This window comes from Streptomyces sp. NPDC048507, assembly GCF_043199995.1.
Taxonomy (GTDB): Bacteria; Actinomycetota; Actinomycetes; order Streptomycetales; family Streptomycetaceae; genus Streptomyces.
On the sequence record NZ_JBICWZ010000015.1, the window covers coordinates 108872 to 130194 of the forward strand.

The window sequence follows — 21323 nt, forward strand, 5'->3', positions numbered from 1 at the left end:
GCTGACAGGGGACACTGGCAGGGGAGGGTTGGAAGTATATACGATCCTCTGCATTGATATACAGCCCCTTGGCGCGTCAGACCCCGTCACCCCAGGTCAGCCGACCAGCAGGTCACCAGGTCACCCGGCCACCCGGCCACCCGGTCACACCGCGTCCCGCTGTACAGGGCAGCTCATGCAGCGCGGACCGCCCCGGCCCCGCCCCAGCTCGCTGCCCGGGATCTCGATCACCTCGATCCCCTCCTTGCGCAGGTGCGTGTTGGTCGTGACGTTCCGCTCGTAGGCGACGACCACCCCCGGTTCCACCGCCAGCACGTTGCAGCCGTCGTCCCACTGCTCGCGCTCCGCGGAGTGCACGTCCTGGGTGGCCGTCAGCACCCGGATCCGCTCCAGGCCCAGCGCCTCGGCGATCGCCCGGTGCATGTGCTCCGCCGGGTGGTCGGTGACCCGCAGTTCACCGGCCCGCTCGCCGGGCCTGATCGTGTAGGAGCGCAGCATGCCGAGCCCCGCGTACTGGGTGAAGGTGTCCGCGTCGACCATGGTCATCACCGTGTCCAGGTGCATGAAGGCGCGCCGCTTGGGCATGTCGAGCGCCACGATGGCCGTCGCCGAGCCGGCCGCGAACAGCCCCCGTGCGAGCATCTCCACCGCCTGCGGGGTGGTCCGCTCGCTCATCCCGATCAGCACCGCTCCGTTGCCGATGACCAGGACGTCCCCGCCCTCGATCGTCGAGGGGTAGTCCGCCTGCCCCTGCGACCAGTAGTGGAAGGCGCCGGAGCCGGTGAAGAGCGGGTGGTGCCGGTAGATCGCCTCGAAGTGCACGGTCTCCCGGCGCCGGGCGGGCCAGCGCATGGCGTTGATCGACACCCCGTCGTAGATCCACGCGGAGGTGTCCCGGGTGAACAGGTGGTTGGGCAGCGGGCCGAGCAGGAAGTCGTCCATGTCCAGGACGTGGAAGCGCACCGAGACGGGCTCGGCGTGCCGCTCCAGGAACTCCCGCTTGGTCATCCCGCCGACCAGCGCCTGCGCGAGGTCCGCCGAGGACAGCCCGTCGAACACCGCCCGCAGGTGATCGGTGGCGAGCGGACCGTACTCCTTCTCGTAGAAGACCCGGTCCAGTACGAGGTGTCTCGCCTCGGGGATCTCCAGGGATTCCCGCAGCAGGTCCTCGAAGAGGTGCACGGCGACCCCCCGGTCGCGGAGCACGTCCGCGAACCCGTCGTGCTCCTGACGGGCCCGGCGCACCCACAGCACGTCGTCGAAGAGCAGGGCGTCCTTGTTGCTTGGTGTGAGCCGCTTCAGCTCCAGGTCGGGCCGGTGGAGGATGACGCGGCGCAGCCGCCCGGTCTCGGAGTCGACATGGAATCCCATGCCGTACACGTTCCCAGACCGAACGGCTTTTTGACCCGGCGTCGGCCCCGCGGGCTCAGCGCAGGCCGAGAAGTGCCGTCGGGGCGCCGATCACCTCGGGGGCGACCACGCCCAGCTTGGGCGCCGTCAGGTTCGGCAGCCCGTAGTTGCTGCCGTCCGGCATGGTCAGCGGGGCGCCCAGGACCGCGCCGGGGCTGCGGGTGCGCAGCGTGGTGTCCGGGGACTCCAGCGACCCCTCCCCGTCCGTCTCCGGCGCGCCCGCGAGGTTGGGCACGGGCGAGGTGAGCTTGGTGGCACCGAGGTCGGTGGCGATCGGCACCACCGGGAGCAGTGGGGTCGGGAGCATGTCGCCCTTGTGCTGACGGGGCGCCTCCGGAGCTCCGACGACCGGTACCGGGACCGCGGTGGCCAGGTGCGGGACGGGCACGCCCAGCGTGGTCTCCACCGCCTCCAGCGGGACTCCCACGGGAACCGCGTCGGCCACGGCCGGGGTGGCCGCGCCGGCCGCGGCCATACAGGTCAGGAGTGCCGCAATGCTTCCGCGCGCGGTCATCTTCATAGGTGACGTTCCGTCCTTCCAGGGTCGCGGACATTCCGCTGCCCTGGATGAACGATCCCGCCGGGGGTTTCCCCGGAGTTCTCCGCGAAAGTTCCCCCATACGACCTAATTCCGGGCCGTACGGGGGCTCCCGCTTTACGGCGCGTGCCGGGCGGCGCGGATCACAGCCGGGGGTCGACCGGCTCCGATTCGAGGGCGAGGACGGCGAACACCGCCTCGTGGACCCGCCACAGCGGCTCCCCCTCCGTCAGCCGGTCCAGCGCTTCCAGCCCGAGCGCGTACTCGCGCAGGGCCAGCGAGCGCTTGTGCCCGAGGAAGCGTCCGCGCAGCTTCTGCAGCTGCTCCGGACGCGTGTACTCCGGACCGTAGATGATCCGCAAGTACTCGCGCCCGCGCACCTTCACCCCCGGCTGCACGAGGCGGCCCTTGCCGTCCCGGGCGTACGCCCGGAGGGGTTTGACGACCATGCCCTCGCCGCCTGCCGCCGTCAGCTCCAGCCACCAGTCGGTGCCGGCCCGCACGGAGTCCCCGTCCTCGGTGTCGACGAGGATCCGGCGCGTGCGCCGCAGCAGCGGAGCGGCCTGCGCGCCCTCGGCGGCCCGCTCGCGGGCGGTCCGTTCATCGGCGTCCGCGAGCCGGTCCAGCCAGGCCAGCTGCTCGTCGTGCGGCACGGCGGCCAGTGAGCGGCCCGCCGCCGCGAGCAGCTGGAACGGCGCGAACCGTACGCCGTCCAGCCCGTCGGTGCTCCAGCAGTAACGCCGGTACGCCGCGGTGAAGGCGGCGGCGTCGGCGGCCCGGCCGCGCTGGCGCTCCAGCAGGGCGCCGGTCTCCACGCCGCGGGCGGCGGCCGCCTCCAGGGCGGCGAGGACGTCCGGGAAGACGGCCCGGGAGGCCGCGCCGACGGCGGCGTACTGGTTGCGGAGCAGCCCGGTGGACTTCAGGGACCAGGGCAGCAGTTCGCCGTCCAGCAGCAGCCAGTCGGTGTCCAGTTCCTCCCAGAGGCCTGCGGCACCGACGGCGGCGCGCAGCCGGGCGAGGAACTCCTCGGTGACCGCGGGGTCCTGGAAGAAGGGGCGGCCGGTGCGGGTGTAGACGGAGCCGGTGACCCCGTCCTCCACGCCGAAGCGTTCGCGGGCCGCGCCCGCGTCCCGGCAGAGCAGGACGGTGGCCCGGGAGCCCATGTGCTTCTCCTCGCACACCACCCGCCCGATGCCGTCGGCGCGGTACTGCGCGAAGGCCTCGGCGGGGTGTTCGAGGTGGCCCTCCTCCGTGGAGGTGGCCGTCGGCGCCATGGTCGGCGGGAGGTAGGGCACCAGGCGGGGGTCCACCGCGAAGCGGCTCATGACCTCCAGGGCGGCCGCCGCGTTCTCCTCGCGGACGCCGACGTTGCCCAGGTGGCGGGTCTCCACGACGCGCCGGCCGTGCACGTCCGCCAGGTCCAGCGGACGCCCGTCGTGCCCTCCCGGCACCTCGGCGACGAGCGGCCGGACCGGCTCGTACCAGACCTTCTCGGCCGGTACGTCGACCAGTTCGCGCTCGGGCCAGCGCAGGGCGGTCATCCGGCCGCCGAAGACGGCTCCGGTGTCGAGGCAGATGGTGTTGTTGATCCAGGCGGTGTCGGGGACCGGCGTGTGTCCGTAGACCACGACGGCCTTGCCCCGGTATTCCTGCGCCCACGGGTAGCGCACGGGCAGGCCGAACTCGTCGGTCTCGCCGGTGGTCTCCCCGTAGAGGGCGTGCGAACGGACCCGGCCGGAGGTGCGGCCGTGGTACTTCTCGGGCAGCCCGGCGTGGCAGACCACCAGCCGGCCGCCGTCGAGGACGTAGTGGCTGACCAGCCCGGCGATGAACTCCCGTACCTCCCGCACGAACTCCTCGGACTCGCGCCCGAGCTGTTCGACCGTCTCCGCGAGCCCGTGGGTCAGCTGGACCTTCGAGCCCTTGAGGTAACGGCCGAGCTTGTTCTCGTGGTTCCCGGGCACGCACAGGGCGTCGCCGGACCGGACCATGCCCATCACGCGGCGCAGGACGGCCGGGCTGTCGGGGCCGCGGTCGACCAGGTCGCCGACGAACACGGCGGTGCGGCCGGCGGGGTGGACGCCGTCCTCGTAACCGAGCGCGGCGAGCAGGGTCTCCAGCTCGGAGGCGCAGCCGTGGACGTCACCGATGATGTCGAAGGGGCCGGTGAGGTGGGTGAGGTCGTTGAACCGCTTTTCCAGCACCACCTCGGCCGTCTCGGCCTCCTCCACTCCGCGCAGGACGTGCACCTTGCGGAAGCCCTCGCGTTCCAGGCCGCGCAGCGAGCGGCGCAGTTCGGAGCGGTGGCGCTGGATGACCCGGCGGGGCAGGCCCGCCCGGTCCGGGCGGGCGGCGTTGCGGGCCGCGCAGACGGCCTCCGGCACGTCCAGGACGATCGCGATGGGCAGCACGTCGTGCTCGCGGGCGAGCCGGACCAGCGCGCGGCGCGATTCGGCCTGGACGCTGGTGGCGTCCACGACGGTCAGGCGTCCGGCGGCGAGCCGCTTGCCCGCGATGTGGTGGAGCACCTCGAAGGCGTCCTTGCTGGCGCTCTGGTCGTTCTCGTCGTCGGCGACCAGTCCCCGGCAGAAGTCCGAGGAGAGGACCTCGGTGGGCTTGAAGTGTTTGCGCGCGAAGGTGGACTTGCCCGATCCGGTGGCCCCGATCAGGACGACGAGGGACAGGTCGGTGACGGGAAGCACGCGGGGGGCGGCGGGGATGGCGGGGGTGGTGGGGGTGGTTGCCGGGGTGGTCGCGGGGGTGGTCATGCTGCCTCGCCCTCCTTCGGGGTGTCGGTGGCGGCGGTGAAGACGGCCATCTGCGTCGGCGGCCCCACGTCGGGGTCCTCGTCTCCGACGGGTACGTACGCGACGGTGTAGCCGAACCGGGCGGCGACCCGGCCCGCCCAGCCGCGGAACTCCTCGCGGGTCCATTCGAAGCGGTGGTCGCGGTGGCGGACGTGCCCGGCGGGCAGGGACTCCCAGCGGACGTTGTACTCGACGTTCGGGGTGGTCACGAGCACCGTGCGGGGCCGGGCCGCGCCGAAGACCGCGTACTCCAGCGCGGGCAGCCGCGGCAGCTCCAGGTGCTCGATGACCTCGCTGAGCACGGCCGCGTCGTAACCGGCCAGCCGCTTGTCGGTGTACGCGAGCGAGCCCTGCAGCAGGCTGACGCGGGAACTCTGGCGCTCCCCCATCCGGTCCGGGCGCAGCCGTTTGGCGGCGGTGCCCAGCGCCCGCATCGAGACGTCGACGCCGACGATCTCGGTGAACGAGACGTCCTTCAGCAACGCCTGCACCAGCTGGCCCTGACCGCACCCCAGGTCGAGCACCCGGGCCGCGCCGGCGGTGCGCAGAGCGGCGAGGATGGCCTCGCGCCGCCGCACCGCGAGCGGTACGGCCGGCCCGGCCGCCGCCGCGTCGGCCGCCGCTTCGTCCACTGCGTCCTCCACCGCGTCGTCGAGTTCTCCGGCCTCGCTGCCGTCGGCTTCGGCGAGGCGGGCCAGTTCCAGCCGCTCCAGGGCGTGCTGGGTGAGCCGCTTGTGCCGGGCCAGGTACCGGGCGGCGATGAGGGCGTGCTCGGGGTGGCCCGCGAGCCAGCCGTCTCCGGCGCGCAACAGCTTGTCGACCTCGTCGGGGGCGATCCAGTAGTGCTTGGCGTCGTCCAGCACGGGCAGCAGCACGTACAGCTGGCGCAGGGCGTCCTGGAGCCCGAGCTCGCCCTCCAGGACGAGCCGCACGTAGCGGCTGTCGCCCCATTCGGGAAAGCGTTCGTCGAGGACGACGGGCTCGGTGCGTACGGAGTTCCAGCCGAGCGGGCCGAACAGCCGGCGCACCAGCTCCGCGCCGCCCCGGGCGGGCAGTACGGGTATCTCGACGCGCAGCGGGAGCGGCCTCGGCGGCAGTTCGGGCCGGGCCGCGCACCGGCCGGCCAGGGCGCTGCGGAAGACGCCGCCGAGCGCCACGGCGAGCAGCGAGGAGGCGGCGTACGGGCGGTCGTTGACGTACTGCGCGAGCGCCGTGTCGGGTGCTCCGCCACGGCCCTTGCCCTGGCCGCGCCGCACGAGTGCGACGGGATCCACCTCCAGCAGCAGGGCCGCCGTGCACCGCGCGGCCGTGGCCTCGGGGTAGAACACGTGGGCGGTGCCGTGGGAGGTGGCGAACGCCTGCGCCTTCCCGGGATGCTTGTGCAGCAGGAAGCCCAGGTCGGTGGCGGGTCGTTCGGGGGTGCCGGTGGTGGAGATCGTCAGGAACACCCGGCCGATTCTGGTTCACGGGAGCGGTCCGGCGCCCCTGGTTTTCGTGCCGTCCGGCGGGGTGCGGGTCAGCGGAGGCGGGGGGCCAGGGCCGCGATGTCGTCCGGGCCGACGCGGCAGCAGCCGCCGATGAGGCGGGCGCCCGCCGCGCGCCAGGCCGGGACGTCCCAGGGGGCGGGGGCGGCCGGGGCGTGCCAGGTCAGGGTGGCGGCGTCCCAGAGCGAGCCGTCGTTGGGGTAGGCCAGCAGGGGTTTCGTGGTGACGGAGGCCGCCGCCCGCAGGGCCGGCAGTACGTCGGCCGGAGCACAGCAGTTGACGCCGACCGCGATCACCTCGGGGGCGGCGGCCGCCAGGGCGAAGGCCTCGTCGAGGGGCTGGCCGGCCCGGGTGCGGCCGTCGGCGACGGTATAGCTCAGCCAGGCGCGGGCCCCGGTGCCGGCCAGCACCCGCAGCAGGGCCTCGGCCTCCTCGGTGTCCGGGACGGTCTCCAGGGCCAGGACGTCCGCCCCGCGCAGGGCGTCGATCCGGGGGCGGTGGAAGGCGGCCAGGGCGCTGACGCCGATCCCGTACCGACCGCGGTACTCCGAGCCGTCGGCGAGGACCGCCCCGTACGGGCCCACGGAGGCGGCCACCCAGACCGCGTGCTCCGCCGCCCGGGCGGCCCGGCCGGCCACCACGACGCTCCGCTCCAGCAGCTCCGGGTCGTGCCCCACCTGGTAGCTCGCGGTGATCAGCACCTCGGCGCCGGCCCGGGCGTAGGCCGTGTGGGCGGCCTCCACCCGGGCCGGCTGCTCGGCGAGCACCCGGCCCGTCCAGAGGCCGCCGGACAGGTCACCGCCCAGGGCGGTGAGCTGGTTGCCGAGCCCGCCGTCCAGGAGCACCGCCCGGCGGGCGAGGGCGTCGGCGAGGGGGCCGGTCGCGCGGGGCACGGCGCGCCTAGCCGAGCTGGGACAGGACCTGGGCCGAGATCAGCTCCAGGTGGTCGAGGTCGTCGAGGTCGAGGAGCTGGAGGTAGAGGCGGGAGGAGCCGATGGCGGCGTACGTGCCGATCTTCTCGACGACCTCGGCCGGTGAGCCGGCCAGGCCGTTGGCCTTCAGTTCGTCCACCTCGCGGCCGATGACGGCGGCGCGCCGGGCGACCTCCGCGTCGTCCTTGCCCACGCACACCACCAGGGCGTTGGAGTAGACGAGGTCGCCGGCCCCGCGGCCCGCCTCCGCGGCAGCCGCCCGGACCCGGCCGAACTGCCGCTCGCTGTCGGCGGCGGAGGCGAACGGCATGTTGAACTCGTCCGCGTACCGCGCGGCCAGGCGCGGGGTACGCCGGGCTCCGTGGCCGCCGACCAGGACGGGCACCTTGGCCTGGACGGGCTTGGGCAGGGCCGGGGAGTTCTCCAGTTGGTAGTGCGCGCCCCGGTAGTCGAAGGTGGCGCCGGGCTCGGTGGCCCACAGGCCGGTGACGATGGCCAGCTGCTCCTCCAGCCGGGCCATGCGCTCCGCCGGGAAGGGAATCCCGTACGCCTTGTGTTCCTCCTCGAACCAGCCCGCGCCCAGGCCCAGTTCGACCCTGCCGCCGGACATCCGGTCGACCTGCGCCACCTGGATCGCGAGCACGCCGGGCAGCCGGAAGGTACCGGCCGTCATCAGGGTGCCCAGCCGGATCCGCCGGGTCTCGCGGGCCAGGCCCGCGAGGGTGATCCAGGCGTCGGTGGGGCCGGGCAGACCGTCTGCGGATCCCATCCGCAGGTAGTGGTCCGAGCGGAAGAAGGCGTCGAAGCCGAGGTCCTCGGTGGCTTTGGCGACGGTCAGGAGGGTGTCGTAGTCGGCGCCCTGCTGCGGCTCGGTGAAGATGCGAAGGTCCATGCCCCCATCCTGCCCCTCCGGCCCCTGCCGGGTGAATCTGCGTCAACCGGAAGGTCCACCCCGCGCCCCGCCAGTGACCAGCGCCGATGGGGATCGTTTCTCCGACGGAGCCGGACCGCCCGGCCCGCGCGCCGGCGGCCTCTCGCCGGTGCGTCCACCGCCCCCTTCCGCACCGGAAGGGCCAGGGCCGAGGAGGCCGCCATGTCCCATGAGTCCGCGCCGGAGCACCCCCGACAGACCGGACAGACCGGACAGGCAGCGCACGACCACGCACGTCAGGAGCCCACGGCACCCGCCCAGGGCGGCGCGCCGAAGGGCCTGCTCCAGCAGATGGAAGAGCTGATGGCGGCACTGAACGCCGACCTCTCCCAGCTCGACGCCGACCTCCAGCACTCCGCGGACCGCACGCCTCCCGCCACCGCGGTCTCCCCCGGCGGCTCCACGTACGGGAGCGAACGCCACTGATGCCCGGCCGCTGACCCGTACGGGGTCCCGTCACACGTACGGCGGGACCCCCGGGGCCACCGACCACCGGTGATTCGGCGACCGGCGACCGGGACTCAGACCACGCCCGAGGCGGACCCCCGCTCCCGTACGGTCATCCGCCGCAGCAGCGCACGGACCCGGTCGCTCGACTCGTCGGCCGCGTCGATCGACTCTATGCACTGCCAGTACAGGCCCTCGTCATCCGTCCCGCAGGCCACCCCGACGAGCGCTATGCCGACTTCGCCCAGCAGCGCCTGGAGCCCGAGCAGCGCCTGGCGCACATCGGTGACCTCGGTCAGCCGTGCCGCGCGCGGCGGCTGCTCGGGCGCGCTGCCCTCGCCGCGCAGCGCCGCCCGGTCGATGACCCCGCAGCCTCTGCCTCCCGCTTCCCCCAGCCCACGTGCCTCCGCTCTCAGCTCCGGCGGTCCGGTGACCGCCAGCCAGCTCCCCATCCCCTGCGCGAGCGCCTGGGCCTGCCAGGCCTCGCCCACGATGTCCCACGCAGCCCCGCTCTGTGCCAGCGCGTGCCGGCCGGCCGCGATGAGCCGTACCGCATCCATATGCCGTCCCCCGTCCGCACGACATCCCGCCGTTCTCCACTACCCAGAGTGAAGGCAAGGAGCCAGTAAAGCCAGGGGTATTCGGAAATCTGTGGACACAAACATGGTTGTGGATGACGCCATCACTCCGAAGAGTGACGATCAATGGTCGAAGGGCCGGTCACGGGGAAACGGGCCTCGTTCCTCTCGATCTTCGCGGCGAGCGCATCCAGCACATCCACCCCGAGAACCTCACAGAATTGCAGCAGATACGCGAGTACGTCGGCCACCTCGTCGGTCACGCGGTGTGCGTTTTCGGGCTCCTCCATGATCGCGGCCGATTGCTCCGGTGTCAGCCACTGGAAGATCTCGACCAGTTCGGCGGCCTCCACGCTCAGGGCCACGGCCAGGTTCTTGGGCGTGTGGTACGGGCCCCAGTTCCGGGCGGCCGCGAAGTCGGCCAGCCGGAGCTGGAGTTGCCGGAGCCGGTCACCCTGCGGGGGCTTCGGCGCCTCGTTGTCGTTGTCGGGGGCGGTACTCATGGGGTCAGGTCTACCACCGAGACGCCGGGGATCCTCCGCGCGGTTCCCGCGCCGTCCTCCCCGACCGACCCCACGAGCCGGACGTGCCCCCGGCCCCCCGACAGCAGCGCCAGCCGCAGCAGTTCGGCGCCCTGCCGCCGGTCCAGCCCCCGGTCGAGGTCGTCGGCGAGCACGGTCAGCGCCTGCCGGGCGGCGAGCACGTCGGCGGCCGGCTCCACCTCCAGCACCCCGGGCCCGGTGAGCAGGACCAGGGCCAGCGCGAGGAAGCGCAGCTCGCCCGCGCCGAGCCGGCCGAGGTCGGTCGCGGGCCGGCCGGGACCCCGGTCGAGCACCCCCGCCACCCAGCCGTCGCCGGCCTCCCCGGCCTCGCGGACGTCCAGCGCGGCCACCGGGCCCGCGCAGCCGGTGCGGGCCGCCGCCGCGAGCAGGGCGTGCCGGGTGCCGCACTCGTGGCGGGTCCGGCGCAGTACGTCGGCCAGGTTCGCGCAGTCACCGCGCAGCCGGCCGTCGCCCCGCGGGACGGGCCCGCGCATCCGGCCGGGCATGGGGTCGCACGGGAACACGGAGCGCAGCGCGACCACCACCTGCTCGGCGGCGGCCAGCACCCGGCGCTGCCCGGCGGTGGACCCGGCGACGCGCAGCGGCAGCAGGGCGGTGCCGAGCCGGTCGTCGGGCAGCGGGGCGCGGGTCACGCCGATGGCGCCGCCGGTGAGCCAGGCGGCCTGGACGGAGCGCCGGCGCGGATCGCGCAGGGCGGTGGCGAGGAGGATCTGGCCGTCCTGGGAGAGGCGTTCGCCGACGACCCGCAGCCCGGGTTCGGCCTGGACGGCGAGGTCGAGGCTGACCGGTCCGGCCGGGCCGTCGACCGTACAGCCGATGCGGAAGCCGCGGCGTCCGTCGGCGTCGGGCACGGCCCGCTCGGGCACCCGGGCCGCCGGGTCCGGGAAGACCTCTTCCAGGCGGGTCCCCGAGGCGAGCCGGGCGAGGGCCGCGTACGCCTCCAGGGCCTGGGACTTGCCGCTGCCGCTCGCTCCGGCGAACAGGGTGACGGGCCCCAGCGGGAACACCGCCGAGCGGTGTCGGCCGTAGGCGGAGAGCCGGAGTTCGGTGACGACGGGCCGGGCGGGCGGCGCGCCGCCCGGACCCGCCCCCGAGGGGACGGAAGAAGCGGCGGGGGCGGGGCGGGAGGAGGGAGCAGCGGCGGAAGGGGAGGGGGTGGCGGCGGGCCGCGCCGCGTCCAGGATGGCGTCCATGGCCGGACGGTAGGTCCGCCCGGCCGTCCCCGGGTCCGGCGAACCGTTCCGCCGCCGTGACCTTCCTACGATCGGGGGACGGCCGCCGCCGCGATCCCCTCGACCTCGGTCCCGACCGGCGCGAGCAGGAAGACGTTGCGGTCCACCCGGTGCATCCCGCTGCCCAGCCCGAACACGACGCCGCTGCTGAAGTCGAGGATGCGCTTGGCGACTTCGCCGTCCGCGCCGGTGAGGTCGAGCAGCACCGGGATCTGCGCGATCAGGTACTCCGCCACCTCCCGCGCGTCGGCGAAGATCTGGACCCGGATCACCACGAAGCGCCGCTGTTCCGCCGCGGACGCCCCGGGGGCCTTCGGGATCGTGCGGTGGTCCACCCGGGAGGGCCATTCGTTGCGACTGCGCAGGGGTACCACCTGCGCGAGCCCCTCCCACTGTTCGTCCGTGACGTCGTACCTGCTCACCGGGCCGCCTCGGCCGTGCGCTTCATGTGCATCCCCCCATCCTCTCGTGTTTCACCCGTTCAGCCCAACACCGACACGAAGCACGTAGGGTCGCCGCCATGACCAATGGCGACGAGGTCCGCACGGTACGCGACATCGCGGGCACCGGGCCCCTGCGCCGCACCGCCCCCGAGGGCGGGGCCCCGCCCGCCGCCCGCCGCGGGCCGCCGCGCGCGGACGCGGTCCGCAACCGCGCGCAGATCCTGGCGGCGGCCGAGCAGTTGTTCACGGAGCGCGATCCCGCGTCGGTGACGATGGACCAGATCGCGAAGGCCGCCGGGGTCGGCCGGGCCACCCTCTACCGGCGCTTCCCCGATCCGGCGTCCGTCGCGGCGGCCCTGCTCGACGAGGACGAGCGCATCCTCCACGGACGGCTGGCCTTCGGGCCGCCCCCGCTCGGGCCCGGCGCGGCGCCCGGTCCGCGGCTGGCGGCCTTCTACGCCGCCGCGCTGGAGCACCTGGAGCGGCACCTCCCGCTGGCCCTGGGCATCCGTCCGGGGCCCGACCGGTTCTGCCGGGGCACCTACCGCAACTGGCGGGCCCACGTCCGGGGGCTGCTGCTGGCCGCGGGGGCCGAGGATCCCGACGTCAGCGTGGACGTCCTGCTCAGCCCGCTCGCCCCGGAGGTCTACCAGTTCCAGCGGCACACCCTGGGTCTCGCCCCCGAACGGATCGCCGAAGCCCTCGGCCGGCTGGCCCGCGGGGTACTCCCCGACCCCGAGATGAGTTAGGTTAGGCATACCTAACCTCCTCCTGGGATGACGGAGACCTCCGCATGCGCCTGCCCGGTGACCCCGCCACTGCCGCCCCCGCCACGCCCGCCGCCGAACCGACCGCCGCCGAACGCGTCCGGTCCGCCCTGGCCGCCGCGCACTCCATGACCGTGGTCATCGACGGCGTGCACCACGAGGTCCGCCACCTCGACGGCTCCGACGTCCTGGGCCGGCTGCACCTGCACCCCGCCGCACCCGCGGCCGGCCAGGACCCGGCCGAGGCGCCCGACGAACGCCCCGCGATCCGGCTGGAGTTCACCGACATCGCCCCCACGCCGGTGCGCGACCGGGTGCGCGCCCGCGTCACCGTGCTGGGCCGCCTGCTGACCCCGTACGCGGACGAGCACTCCGCGCCCGGCACCAGCACCAGCGTGGAGTACTCCCAGGCGGTGCTGGAGACCTCGGACGGGACCGCGTACATCGGGCTGGAGGAGCTGGACCGGGCCTGGCCCGATCCGCTCGCCCCCTACGAGGCCGGCATGCTGACCCACCTGCTGGACGACCACCCCGAGCTCGTCACCCTGCTGCTGCGGCTGGTGCGGCCCGCTCCCGCGGCCACCGTGCTGCGCGCGCTCCCGCTCGCCCTGGACCGCTACGGCATCACCCTGCGGCTGGAGGAGCGGCGCGGCCACCGTGACGTGCGGCTGCCGTTCCCCTCCCCGCTGGACGACGTCGAGCAGTCGGGCGCCCAGATCCAGGCCCTGCTCAGCGCGGCGCGGCGGCGTTCGCACCGCAACACGCTGCCCGCCTGAGGATCGCCGGAGGATCCCTGGAGGAACCCCGGTGCGGCGCCGCCCGCCGGAATACCCCTCCGCAGGAGGGTCGTTGGGCCGTACATGAAGGCAATCAGCTACAGCACGTACGGAACTCCGACCGCGTTGGAACTCGTGGAGGTACCGGAACCCAAGGTCGGTCCGAGCGAGGTGCTCGTCCGCGTCAAGGCGGCCGGCGTCAACCCCGTGGACTGGAAGCTCGCCGCCGGTTTCCTCGGGCACGTCCTCGAGGTCCGCCACCCCGTCATCCCCGGCTGGGACGTCGCCGGGATCGTGGAGGCCGTCGGCCCCGACACCGACGACTACGCGGTCGGCGACGAGGTCTACGGCTACGTCCGCAAGGAATGGGTGCAGCTGGGCACCTACGCCGAGCTGGTCACCGCCCCCGTGCGCACCCTCGCCCGCAAGCCCCGCGGGCTGAGCTTCGAGCAGGCCGCGGGCCTGCCGCTGGCCGGGCTCACCTCGTACCAGGCGATCACCCGCGCCGGTGTCACCGCCGGGCAGACCGTCGTCATCCACTCCGCGGCGGGCGGCGTCGGCTCGCTGGGCGTGCAGATCGCCGTCTCGCTGGGCGCCCGCGTCCTCGGCACGGCGGGCGCGCACAACCACGAGTACCTGCGCTCGCTGGGCGCCGAACCCGTGCTGTACGGGGACGGGGTGGCCGGGCGGATCGCCGCACTGGCCCCCGAAGGCGTCGACGCCGGGCTCGACTTCTACGGCGAGGGCGGCGTCGAGCTGCTCCAGTCGGTCGTCCGCGAGGGCGGCCCGGTGATCTCCGTCGCCGACAACGACGCCGGCTCCAAGGGTGCCAAGCACATCTGGGCCCGCGCCTCCACGGCCGACCTCACCACCCTCGCGGAACTGGCCGACTCCGGCCGGCTGAAGGTCAACGTGGAGCACGTGCTGCCGCTCGCCGACGCGGCCGCCGCCTGGGAGCTGAGCGCGTCGGGCCGCACCCGGGGCAAGATCGTCCTCAGCGTCTGACCCCGGCCCCTCCCCCACCGGGACGCCGCCGCCCGCCCGGCCGGCGGCGGCCCCGTACGGTCGGCCGGCGGTCAGCCCGCCGCCCGTGCGCCGGCGTGGCGGTTCGCGGGGCGCGGCAGACCGTAGTTCTCGCGGAGGGTGGCTCCGGTGTACTCGGTGCGGAAGAGGCCGCGGCGCTGGAGGAGCGGCACCACGTGGTCGACGAAGTCCGTGAGACCGGTGGGCAGGACGGGCGCCATGACGTTGAAGCCGTCGGCGGCGCCATGCGTGAACCACTCCTCCAGCTGGTCGGCGATCTGCTCGGGGGTGCCCGCGAAGACCCGGTGGCCGCGGCCGGCGCCGAGGCGGGCGATCAGCTCGCGCAGGGTGAGTCCGTCGCGGCGGCCCAGTTCGGCCACCAGCGTGAAGCGGCTCTTGTTGCCGTTGATGTCCCGCTCCTCGGGCAGCTCGGGCAGCGGGCCGTCGAGGTCGGCGCCGCTCAGGTCGACGCCGAGCATGCCGGAGAGCTGCGCCAGGCCGTACTCGGGGACCTGGAGGTCGGTGAGCTCCTGCTCCAGGGCCTTCGCCTCGGCCTCGGTGGAGCCGATGACGGGCGCGATGCCGGGCAGTACGAGGAGCTCGTGCTCGGCGCGGCCGTAGCGGGCGAGGCGGGACTTGAGGTCCTTGTAGAAGGTCTGGCCGTCGGCGAGGGTCTGCTGCGCAGTGAAGACGGCCTCCGCGTACTGGGCGGCGAACTCCTTGCCGTCCTCGGAGGAGCCCGCCTGGACCAGGAGCGGGTGCCCCTGGGGCGAGCGGGGGACGTTCAGCGGTCCGGCGACGCCGAAGTAGGTGCCCCGGTGGGCGGCCGGGTGCAGCTTGTCGGTGTCGGCGTAGACCCCGCGCTCCTTGTCGAGCACGATCGCGTCGTCCTCCCAGCTGTCCCAGAGCTTGGTGGCGACGTCGAGGAACTCGCGGGCGCGGTCGTAGCGCAGGCCGTGCTCCAGGTGCTCGTCCTGGTTGAAGTTGCGGGCCTCGTCGACGGTGCCGGAGGTGACGATGTTCCAGCCGGCGCGGCCGTTGCTGATGTGGTCGAGGGAGGCGAACTTGCGGGCGGTGTGGAAGGGCTCGTTGAAGGTGGTGGAGACGGTCGCGATGAGCCCGATGTGCTCGGTGACGGCGGCGATGGCGGAGAGCAGGGTCAGCGGCTCGAACCCGCCGAGGGCGTTGTGGCGGGCCTTGCCCCAGAGGGCGAGGCCGTCGGCGAAGAAGATCGAGTCGAGCCGGCCGCGCTCGGCGGTGCGGGCCAGTTCCTGGAAGTAGCGCAGGTCGGTGACGCGTTCGGGGCTGGCGGCCGGGTGGCGCCAGGCGGCGTCGTGGTGGCCGGCGTTCATGAGGAAGGCGTTGAGGTGGAGCGTGCGGGGTGCGGACATGGCTGTTCCCTGGGTGGACGCGGAGCGCGCTCCGCGGAGGACGGGCGACGGGCGACGGGTGAATGACGGCAGCGGGTGACGGCCGGTCAGGACGCGGGCAGGCGCCAGAGGCTGAGGCGGCGCTCGATGGTGACCAGGACCTGGTTGAAGGCCACGCCGATCGCGGAGATCGTGACGATCCCGGCGTACATCTGCGGGATCGCGAAGTTGAACTGCGAGGCGTTGATCAGGTAGCCCAGTCCGGCCTTGGCACCGATCATCTCGGCGGCCACGAGGACGAGGATCGAGACGGCCCCGGCGAGCCGGATCCCGGTGAAGATCGACGGGACCGACGAGGGCAGGATCACCTTCTGGAAGAGCTTCGGCGTCGACAGGTCCATCGACCGGGCCAGCCGGACGAGGGTCGGGTCGGCGTTGCCGACGGCGCTGATGGTGTTCAGCAGGATCGGCCACACGCAGGCGTAGACGACGATCGACACCTTCGAGGTCTCCCCGATGCCGAGCAGGAGCACGAAGACCGGCAGCAGGGCGAGCGCCGCCGTGTTGCGGAACAGCTCCAGCAGCGGGCCGAGGAACGCGGCGACGGGCCGGTACCAGCCGATCAGGAGCCCCAGCGGGACGGCGATCACCACTGCGATGGCGAATCCCCCGAAGGACCGGGTGAGGCTGGCCCGGGTGTGCTCCCACAGCTGGCCGTCGCCGAGCAGCTCCCACCAGGCCCGGGCGACCTCGCTGACGGGCGGCAGGAAGGTGGCGTCGACCAGCCCGGCCCGGGGCGCGCCCTCCCACACCGCGAGCAGCAGCAGGACCGCCGCCGAACGCAGCAGGCCGGAGCGCAGCAGGCGCAGCGCGGTGGCCGCCGCCGCCCGGGCGGGGCGCGGGGCCGGGGCCTTCGCCGCCGGGCGGGGTGCGGCGGGCCGCTCCGGCTCCGTACGGGCGTCCTCGCGTACGGGGCCGCCCGGCGCGGTCGCCCGTACGGGGGCGGGAGCGGGTGTCGGGGTGTGGGTGTCGGTGCTCATGCGGTGGCCTCTTCCTTCTCCAGTCGCTGCGCGCGGGCCACCTCGTCGTGGAGCAGGGTCCAGATCTCGTGGCGGTAGCGGGCGAATTCCGGGCTGGAGCGCAGGTCTTCGCCCGTCGCTCCGCCGTCCCGGTCGTCGAAGGAGACCGGGACGACCTCCTTGACCCTGCCCGGGCGGGAGGTGATGACGGCCACCTTCTGGCCGAGGTACACGGCCTCTTCGATGCCGTGCGTGATGAAGACGACGGTCTTGCCGGTGCGCTGCCAGATGCGGCGCAGTTCGTCCTGGAGGGACTCGCGGGTCTGCGCGTCGAGCGCGGCAAACGGTTCGTCCATCAGCAGGACGTCCGGGTCGTACGCCAGGGAGCGTGCGATCGCCACGCGCTGGCGCATGCCGCCGGAGAGCTCGTGCGGGTGCCGGTCCTCGAAACCGCCGAGGCCGACCAGATCGAGGAACTCGCGCGCCTTGGCGGCCCGTTGGCGGCGCGGGACGCCGGTCGCCTCCAGCCCGAACTCGACGTTGCCCAGCGCCGTGCGCCACGGCAGCAGCGCGTACTGCTGGAAGACGGTGCCCCGGTCCAGGCCCGGCCCCGTGACCGGCCGGCCGTCGAGCAGGACGCGGCCGGAGGTGGGACGGGTGAGGCCGCCGAGCAGGTCCAGGAGGGTGGACTTGCCGCAGCCGCTGGGGCCGACGACGACCAGGAACTCGCCCGCGGCGATCTCCAGGTCGATGCCGTCGAGGGCGGTGAACTCGCCCGCGGACCCGCGGTCCTTCGTCGGGAAGGTCTTGGTGACCGACTCGAACACGATCTTCGCCATGCGGACTCAGCCCTTCCCGGTGGCGTTGAACTCGTTGGTGAACAGGTCGGCGGCCCGCAGCCGGCCCTTCTTGACCTCGCCGCGCTCGGCCAGCCAGTCGATCCAGAGCTGGAACTCCTTCTCCTCGATCCGCCCGGCGGGTGCGGCGACCCCGTACGAGCGCCAGTACTTCAGCGTCGAGGTGTCCTCGTTGCGGCCGCGCCCGGTGACGATCTTCGTGAGGCGGGCGACGACCTCCTCGCGGGGCGTGGTGCGGGCCCAGTCGAGTGCCTTGCCGACGCCCGTCACGAAGGTCCGTACGGTGTCCGGGTTCTCCTTGATGAAGCGCTCGGTCATGACGTACGTACCGCCGCTGAAGGCGCCCAGCAGGTCGAAGTCGCTGAACAGCGGGCGGATGCCGCCCGTGGCGACGGCCTTGTCGCGCAGCACCCCGCTGAGCACGCCGACCTCGATCTGCTTCTGCCGCAGTGCCTGTTCGATGTTGACGGGCGGGACGACGAGGGCCTCGACCTTGTCGGAATCGGCCCGGGAGAGCCCGCCCCGGCCCAGGTAGATGTCGAGGAGGGCCTGGGCGTGGGCGCCCAGGGTGTTCATGCCGACCTTCTTGCCGATCAGGTCGCGGGCGGACCGGATCGGGCTGTCCTCCAGGACGTAGTACCCGAGGTTGGTGTCCTTGTCGGAGCCGTAGTAGGAGATGACGGCCTTGACGGGGGCCTTGCCCGCGGCGAGTTTGACCACCGCGCCGTTGAAGGCGCCGCCGAAGTGGGTCTGGCCGGTCGCGGCGGACTGGATGTCCTGCGGGCCGCTGATGGTGTTGCCGACCCAGTCCAGGGTGAGGTTGCCGAGGAAGCCGAGGTCGGCGGCGAGTTCGGGCGGGGTGACGGCGCCGACCGCGCCCTGGTACTTCAGGGCGGTGATCTGCTTGCCGGGCGCGGCTGCGGATCCGGCCCCCGGAGCGGACCCGCCGGTGGCGGTGGCCGTGCCGCAGCTCACCGCGGCCGCCGAGATGCCGAGCAGGGTGAGGAACTGGCGCCGGGAGCGGATGGTCGGGGCGGAGGCTGCGGGCATGACGGGTCCTTGTCGCTGGGTGCGCGGTGGTGGGGGCGCGGGGTCAGGGGGTTGCGGTCAGGGCGGGCGTCGCGGCGGTGCGCAGGGCCTCGGAGAACTCGTCGACGGCCTGGAAGAGGTCCAGTTCCGCCTCGGGGCGCAGCCGGTCGGGGCCGGATCCGCGCTCGACGGAGGAGTCCAGGACGAACCGGCCCGCGGTGACGTGCCGGGCGCCGAGGGCGGCGAGGACCGGGCGCAGGGCGTAGTCGATGGTCAGGACGTGGGCGAGGCTGCCGCCGGTGGCGAGTGGAAGGACGGTCTTGCCGGCCAGTCCGTCCTGCGGGAGCAGGTCGAGGAAGGCCTTGAGCAGTCCGGTGTACGAGGCCTTGTAGACCGGGGTCGCGATGACGAGTCCGTCGGCCGCGGCGACGGCTTCGAGGGCGCGGCGGATCTCCGGCTCACCGCGGCGGGCGGCGAGGAGGTCGGCGGCGGGCAGGTCGCGCACGGCGAGGTGGGCGGTCTCGAACCCGGAGTGGGAGAGGCGGCGCAGCACGTGATCGGCGACGACGGCGGTACGGGAGTGGGTGGAGGGGCTCCCGGTGAGGGCGAGCAGCTTGGGCACGGTGGCTCCTTGGGCGGACGGCGGTGCGGGCGGCGGCAGGGCGGGGCGGGCGCAGGCGGGTCAGGCGGTGGCGGGGGCGGCGGCTTCGGACGGCTGCGCCCCGGAGGCTCCGGAGGGGATGCCGAAGGACGGGGCCGGGACGGCTTCCGGGCTGATCAGGCGGGAGGCGACGCCGTCGGGGCCGACCGGGACCTCGCCGTCGACGGTGACGCGGCGCAGGGTGCGCTCGTGGTCGTCGGAGTCGTCGACGCCGTAGTGCTGGGTGGCGCGGTTGTCCCAGATGGCGACGTCACCGGCCCGCCACTGCCAGCGGACGGTGTTCTCGGGGCTCTCCACGTGGGCCTGGAAGAGGTCCACGAGGGCGCGCGAGTCGCGGCCGGTGAGTCCGCTGATGCGCTGGACGAAGTTGCCGAGGAGCAGGGTGCGTTCGCCGGTCTCGGGGTGGACGCGGACCACCGGGTGCTCGGTGAGGAACTTCGTGGAGGTGAACACCTCGCGGTACTGGGCGAGCGCCTCGGGCAGGGCCTCGGGCTTCAGGGCCGCGTAGTCGTACTCGTTGGAGTGGACGGCGCGCAGGGAGTCGGCGAGGGCGCGGAGCGGCTCGGGGAGGTGGGCGTAGGCGGTGGCGGTGTTGGCCCAGAGGGTGTTGCCGCCGTACGGGGGGATGGTGACGGCGCGGAGGATGGAGAAGGCCGGGTAGGCGGGCACGAAGGTGACGTCGGTGTGCCACTGGTTGGCGCGGGCGCCGTGGTGGGAGTCGATGCCGAGGGCGTAACGGCCGTCCGCGGACGGGACGGTGGGGTGGGCGACGGGGGTGCCGAGCAGCTGGGCGAAGGCCTCGTGACCGGCTTCGTCGAGGTGGTCCTGGCCGCGGAAGAAGACGACCTTGTGGGCGAGGAGCGCGGCACGGACCTCGGCGACGGTCCCGGGGGCCAGGTCGCCGCCGAGGTGCACACCCCCGATCTCGGCTCCGATGCGGCCGCCGAGCCGGGTGACGGTGACGGAGGGGGCGGGGGCGGGGGCGGTGGTCGTGGTCATGAGGACTCCTCGGATCTCTGAGCTGTTTATTTCCGCTGCGGAAGAAATGACGTGAAGCGCGTCCGCTCCGGGGTGCCGGAGGCGGTTCGGTACGGGGACGGGTCACGGGTCCGCCCCGTCACGGGCGGTCGGTTCGGGGTGGTGCGGTGCGGCGGGTGGGCGGAATGCGGGACCGGGCGGACGGCCACCGGGCGAGCGCGGGCGACCCGGGGAACGGGCCGGGCGGCCCGCGGCGGGTCCGGGGCGTCCGCGCCGCCGGTCCCGCTCCCCCGGTGGCCGGACGAGCCGGCCGAAGGGCCCGGCCTCAGGACCTCGCGGGAGGATCGGGCCGGGCGGCCCGGGCGCCGGGACCGGGCGCCGTGGCGCGGGGCCGCGGGGCCGGTTCCGGGGCGGGGCCCGCCGGGGGCGGGCGCCGGGGCCCGGGACGCGGGGCGCGGGTCAGGAGTGACGGTGGCCCGGACACCGGCCCGGCGCGGGACAGGGGCCGGAGGTGCGGAGCCGCGGGGCGAGGTGGACGTTCGCGGTCATGGCTCGGAGCCTGTCAGCGCCCCCGCCACCGGTCAACCCCCGCCCCGCGGCCCTCCGTAGACCTGCCACACCCGCGCTGACCTGCCCGTTCTCCCCCGCACGGCGGCCGAAAACGGTGGCTGGATTTCACGGCCCCGCAATGCCGCCGCCACGCACCGCCCGGGGCGGGATCAGTCGGCCGTGCGCAGCAGCAGGTGCCCCCGGCGGAAGCGTTCCCCCGTGGCCGGCTCGCGCAGCATCCGGCCGGTCTCGGTGAAGCCGGCGTCGCGGGCCAGGTCCGCCAGGGTGTCGGCCGGCCAGCGCCAGGCCGTCGTCACCTTGTGGTCGAAGGGCGTGACCGGCCCGCCCTCCGACTCGAAGAAGGCGAGCAGGAGCAGGCCGCCGGGCGCCAGCACCCTCCGGAACTCGCGGAAGTACGAGGGCACGTCCCCGGGCGGGGCGTGGATGACCGAGTACCAGGACACGATGCCCCGCAGCCCGCCGTCCGCCAGCTCCAGGGCGTCCATGGAGCCGACCTCGAAGCGCAGGTCCGGGTACGCCTCGCGGGCGATGGAGATCATCACGGGCGACAGGTCGACGCCGAAGACGTCCAGCCCCAGGTCCCGCAGGTGCGCGGTCACCGCTCCCGGACCGCAGCCCAGCTCGGCGACGGGGCCGGAACCGGGACCGGCGGCCCGCACCGATTCGGCGAACGCGGCGAGCACCGCCCGGTCCAGCGGAAATCCGGCCAGCGCGTCGCGGAAGAGTCCGGCGTAGAGGACGGCGACGGCGTCGTAGGCCTCGGCCGTCGCGCGGTGGTGCGAAGAGGAATCGGTCACGGTCGAGCACCCTAGGTGTGTTGTCCGGGGACGTTGGTGACACGCGTGCTGGGTTCTTGAAATGGGTGAGGGCCTCCGGGTTCGGTGTGGATTGCGACATCTGCACCGAAG

Annotated in this window: 21 protein-coding genes; 4 read left to right on the forward strand and 17 right to left on the reverse strand. The window is 73.9% G+C overall.

What is annotated here, in order from left to right:
- Positions 1–144: 144 nt before the first annotated feature.
- The 6 genes from ACGFXC_RS30720 to ACGFXC_RS30745 form a co-directional block, all read right to left on the reverse strand.
- Entirely contained in the window at positions 145–1371 is a 1227-nt protein-coding gene (locus ACGFXC_RS30720; protein ID WP_393718138.1) for an arginine deiminase, read from the reverse strand.
- A gap of 55 nt (positions 1372–1426) precedes the next feature.
- On the reverse strand, positions 1427–1924 hold the full coding sequence (locus ACGFXC_RS30725; RefSeq protein ID WP_393718139.1) for a hypothetical protein: 498 nt from the start codon (positions 1922–1924) through the stop codon (positions 1427–1429).
- Positions 1925–2091: 167 nt separating this feature from the next.
- Positions 2092–4716 (reverse strand): polynucleotide kinase-phosphatase, encoded by a 2625-nt coding sequence (locus ACGFXC_RS30730; protein WP_393718140.1) that lies wholly within the window; start codon positions 4714–4716, stop codon positions 2092–2094.
- The gene (locus tag ACGFXC_RS30735; RefSeq protein WP_393718141.1) at positions 4713–6203 is read right to left on the reverse strand and encodes a 3' terminal RNA ribose 2'-O-methyltransferase Hen1; all 1491 of its coding nucleotides are present in this window, start codon (positions 6201–6203) and stop codon (positions 4713–4715) included. Before ACGFXC_RS30735 ends, ACGFXC_RS30730 begins: the two co-directional genes overlap by 4 nt.
- 68 nt (positions 6204–6271) lie before the next feature.
- The gene (gene mmuM, locus ACGFXC_RS30740; protein WP_393718142.1) at positions 6272–7132 is read right to left on the reverse strand and encodes a homocysteine S-methyltransferase; all 861 of its coding nucleotides are present in this window, start codon (positions 7130–7132) and stop codon (positions 6272–6274) included.
- Positions 7133–7139: 7 nt separating this feature from the next.
- On the reverse strand, positions 7140–8063 hold the full coding sequence (locus tag ACGFXC_RS30745) for an LLM class F420-dependent oxidoreductase (protein ID WP_393718143.1): 924 nt from the start codon (positions 8061–8063) through the stop codon (positions 7140–7142).
- Between the two features lie 201 nt (positions 8064–8264).
- Between ACGFXC_RS30745 and ACGFXC_RS30750 the strand changes: the two genes are divergently transcribed.
- Complete coding sequence (locus tag ACGFXC_RS30750; protein ID WP_393718144.1) at positions 8265–8528, forward strand: hypothetical protein; 264 nt, start codon at positions 8265–8267, stop codon at positions 8526–8528.
- Positions 8529–8623: 95 nt separating this feature from the next.
- On the opposite strand, the gene ACGFXC_RS30755 is transcribed toward ACGFXC_RS30750, so the two are convergent.
- The 4 genes from ACGFXC_RS30755 to ACGFXC_RS30770 form a co-directional block, all read right to left on the reverse strand.
- Positions 8624–9109 carry a DUF6099 family protein gene (locus tag ACGFXC_RS30755; RefSeq protein ID WP_393718145.1) on the reverse strand — a complete coding sequence of 162 codons (486 nt, stop codon included), beginning with the start codon at positions 9107–9109 and terminating at the stop codon, positions 8624–8626.
- Between the two features lie 122 nt (positions 9110–9231).
- Positions 9232–9630, reverse strand: a complete 399-nt coding sequence (locus ACGFXC_RS30760; RefSeq protein ID WP_393718146.1) for a nucleotide pyrophosphohydrolase — start codon at positions 9628–9630, stop codon at positions 9232–9234.
- Positions 9627–10883: an ATP-binding protein gene (locus ACGFXC_RS30765; RefSeq protein ID WP_393718147.1), complete on the reverse strand. Its 1257-nt coding sequence runs from the start codon at positions 10881–10883 to the stop codon at positions 9627–9629. Before ACGFXC_RS30765 ends, ACGFXC_RS30760 begins: the two co-directional genes overlap by 4 nt.
- A gap of 65 nt (positions 10884–10948) precedes the next feature.
- Positions 10949–11344 carry a cell division protein SepF gene (locus ACGFXC_RS30770; RefSeq protein WP_344166147.1) on the reverse strand — a complete coding sequence of 132 codons (396 nt, stop codon included), beginning with the start codon at positions 11342–11344 and terminating at the stop codon, positions 10949–10951.
- Between the two features lie 98 nt (positions 11345–11442).
- On the opposite strand from ACGFXC_RS30770, the gene ACGFXC_RS30775 reads away from it, so the two are divergent.
- The 3 genes from ACGFXC_RS30775 to ACGFXC_RS30785 all read left to right on the forward strand — a co-directional run bounded on the left by ACGFXC_RS30775 (position 11443) and on the right by ACGFXC_RS30785 (position 13913).
- Positions 11443–12114: a TetR/AcrR family transcriptional regulator gene (locus ACGFXC_RS30775; protein ID WP_393718148.1), complete on the forward strand. Its 672-nt coding sequence runs from the start codon at positions 11443–11445 to the stop codon at positions 12112–12114.
- 44 nt (positions 12115–12158) lie between these two features.
- Complete coding sequence (locus tag ACGFXC_RS30780; RefSeq protein ID WP_393718149.1) at positions 12159–12908, forward strand: DUF2470 domain-containing protein; 750 nt, start codon at positions 12159–12161, stop codon at positions 12906–12908.
- An 84-nt stretch (positions 12909–12992) separates the two neighbouring features.
- Entirely contained in the window at positions 12993–13913 is a 921-nt protein-coding gene (locus tag ACGFXC_RS30785) for an NADP-dependent oxidoreductase (protein WP_393718150.1), read from the forward strand.
- Positions 13914–13984: 71 nt separating this feature from the next.
- Here the strand turns inward: ACGFXC_RS30785 and ACGFXC_RS30790 are convergent, their stop codons facing one another.
- The 7 genes from ACGFXC_RS30790 to ACGFXC_RS30820 form a co-directional block, all read right to left on the reverse strand.
- Complete coding sequence (locus ACGFXC_RS30790; protein ID WP_393718151.1) at positions 13985–15322, reverse strand: LLM class flavin-dependent oxidoreductase; 1338 nt, start codon at positions 15320–15322, stop codon at positions 13985–13987.
- A gap of 86 nt (positions 15323–15408) precedes the next feature.
- Complete coding sequence (locus tag ACGFXC_RS30795) at positions 15409–16341, reverse strand: ABC transporter permease (protein ID WP_393718152.1); 933 nt, start codon at positions 16339–16341, stop codon at positions 15409–15411.
- Positions 16338–17159 carry an ABC transporter ATP-binding protein gene (locus tag ACGFXC_RS30800; protein WP_393718153.1) on the reverse strand — a complete coding sequence of 274 codons (822 nt, stop codon included), beginning with the start codon at positions 17157–17159 and terminating at the stop codon, positions 16338–16340. Before ACGFXC_RS30800 ends, ACGFXC_RS30795 begins: the two co-directional genes overlap by 4 nt.
- A 6-nt stretch (positions 17160–17165) precedes the next feature.
- Positions 17166–18227, reverse strand: a complete 1062-nt coding sequence (locus ACGFXC_RS30805) for an ABC transporter substrate-binding protein (protein ID WP_393718154.1) — start codon at positions 18225–18227, stop codon at positions 17166–17168.
- 43 nt (positions 18228–18270) lie between these two features.
- Positions 18271–18828, reverse strand: coding sequence for an NADPH-dependent FMN reductase (gene ssuE, locus ACGFXC_RS30810; protein WP_393718155.1), 558 nt, complete (start codon positions 18826–18828; stop codon positions 18271–18273).
- 60 nt (positions 18829–18888) lie between these two features.
- Positions 18889–19866, reverse strand: a complete 978-nt coding sequence (locus tag ACGFXC_RS30815) for a TauD/TfdA dioxygenase family protein (protein WP_393718156.1) — start codon at positions 19864–19866, stop codon at positions 18889–18891.
- Positions 19867–20564: 698 nt separating this feature from the next.
- A complete protein-coding gene (locus ACGFXC_RS30820; protein WP_393718157.1) occupies positions 20565–21212 on the reverse strand; it encodes a class I SAM-dependent methyltransferase in 648 nt (215 codons plus the stop codon).
- Positions 21213–21323: the final 111 nt, after the last annotated feature.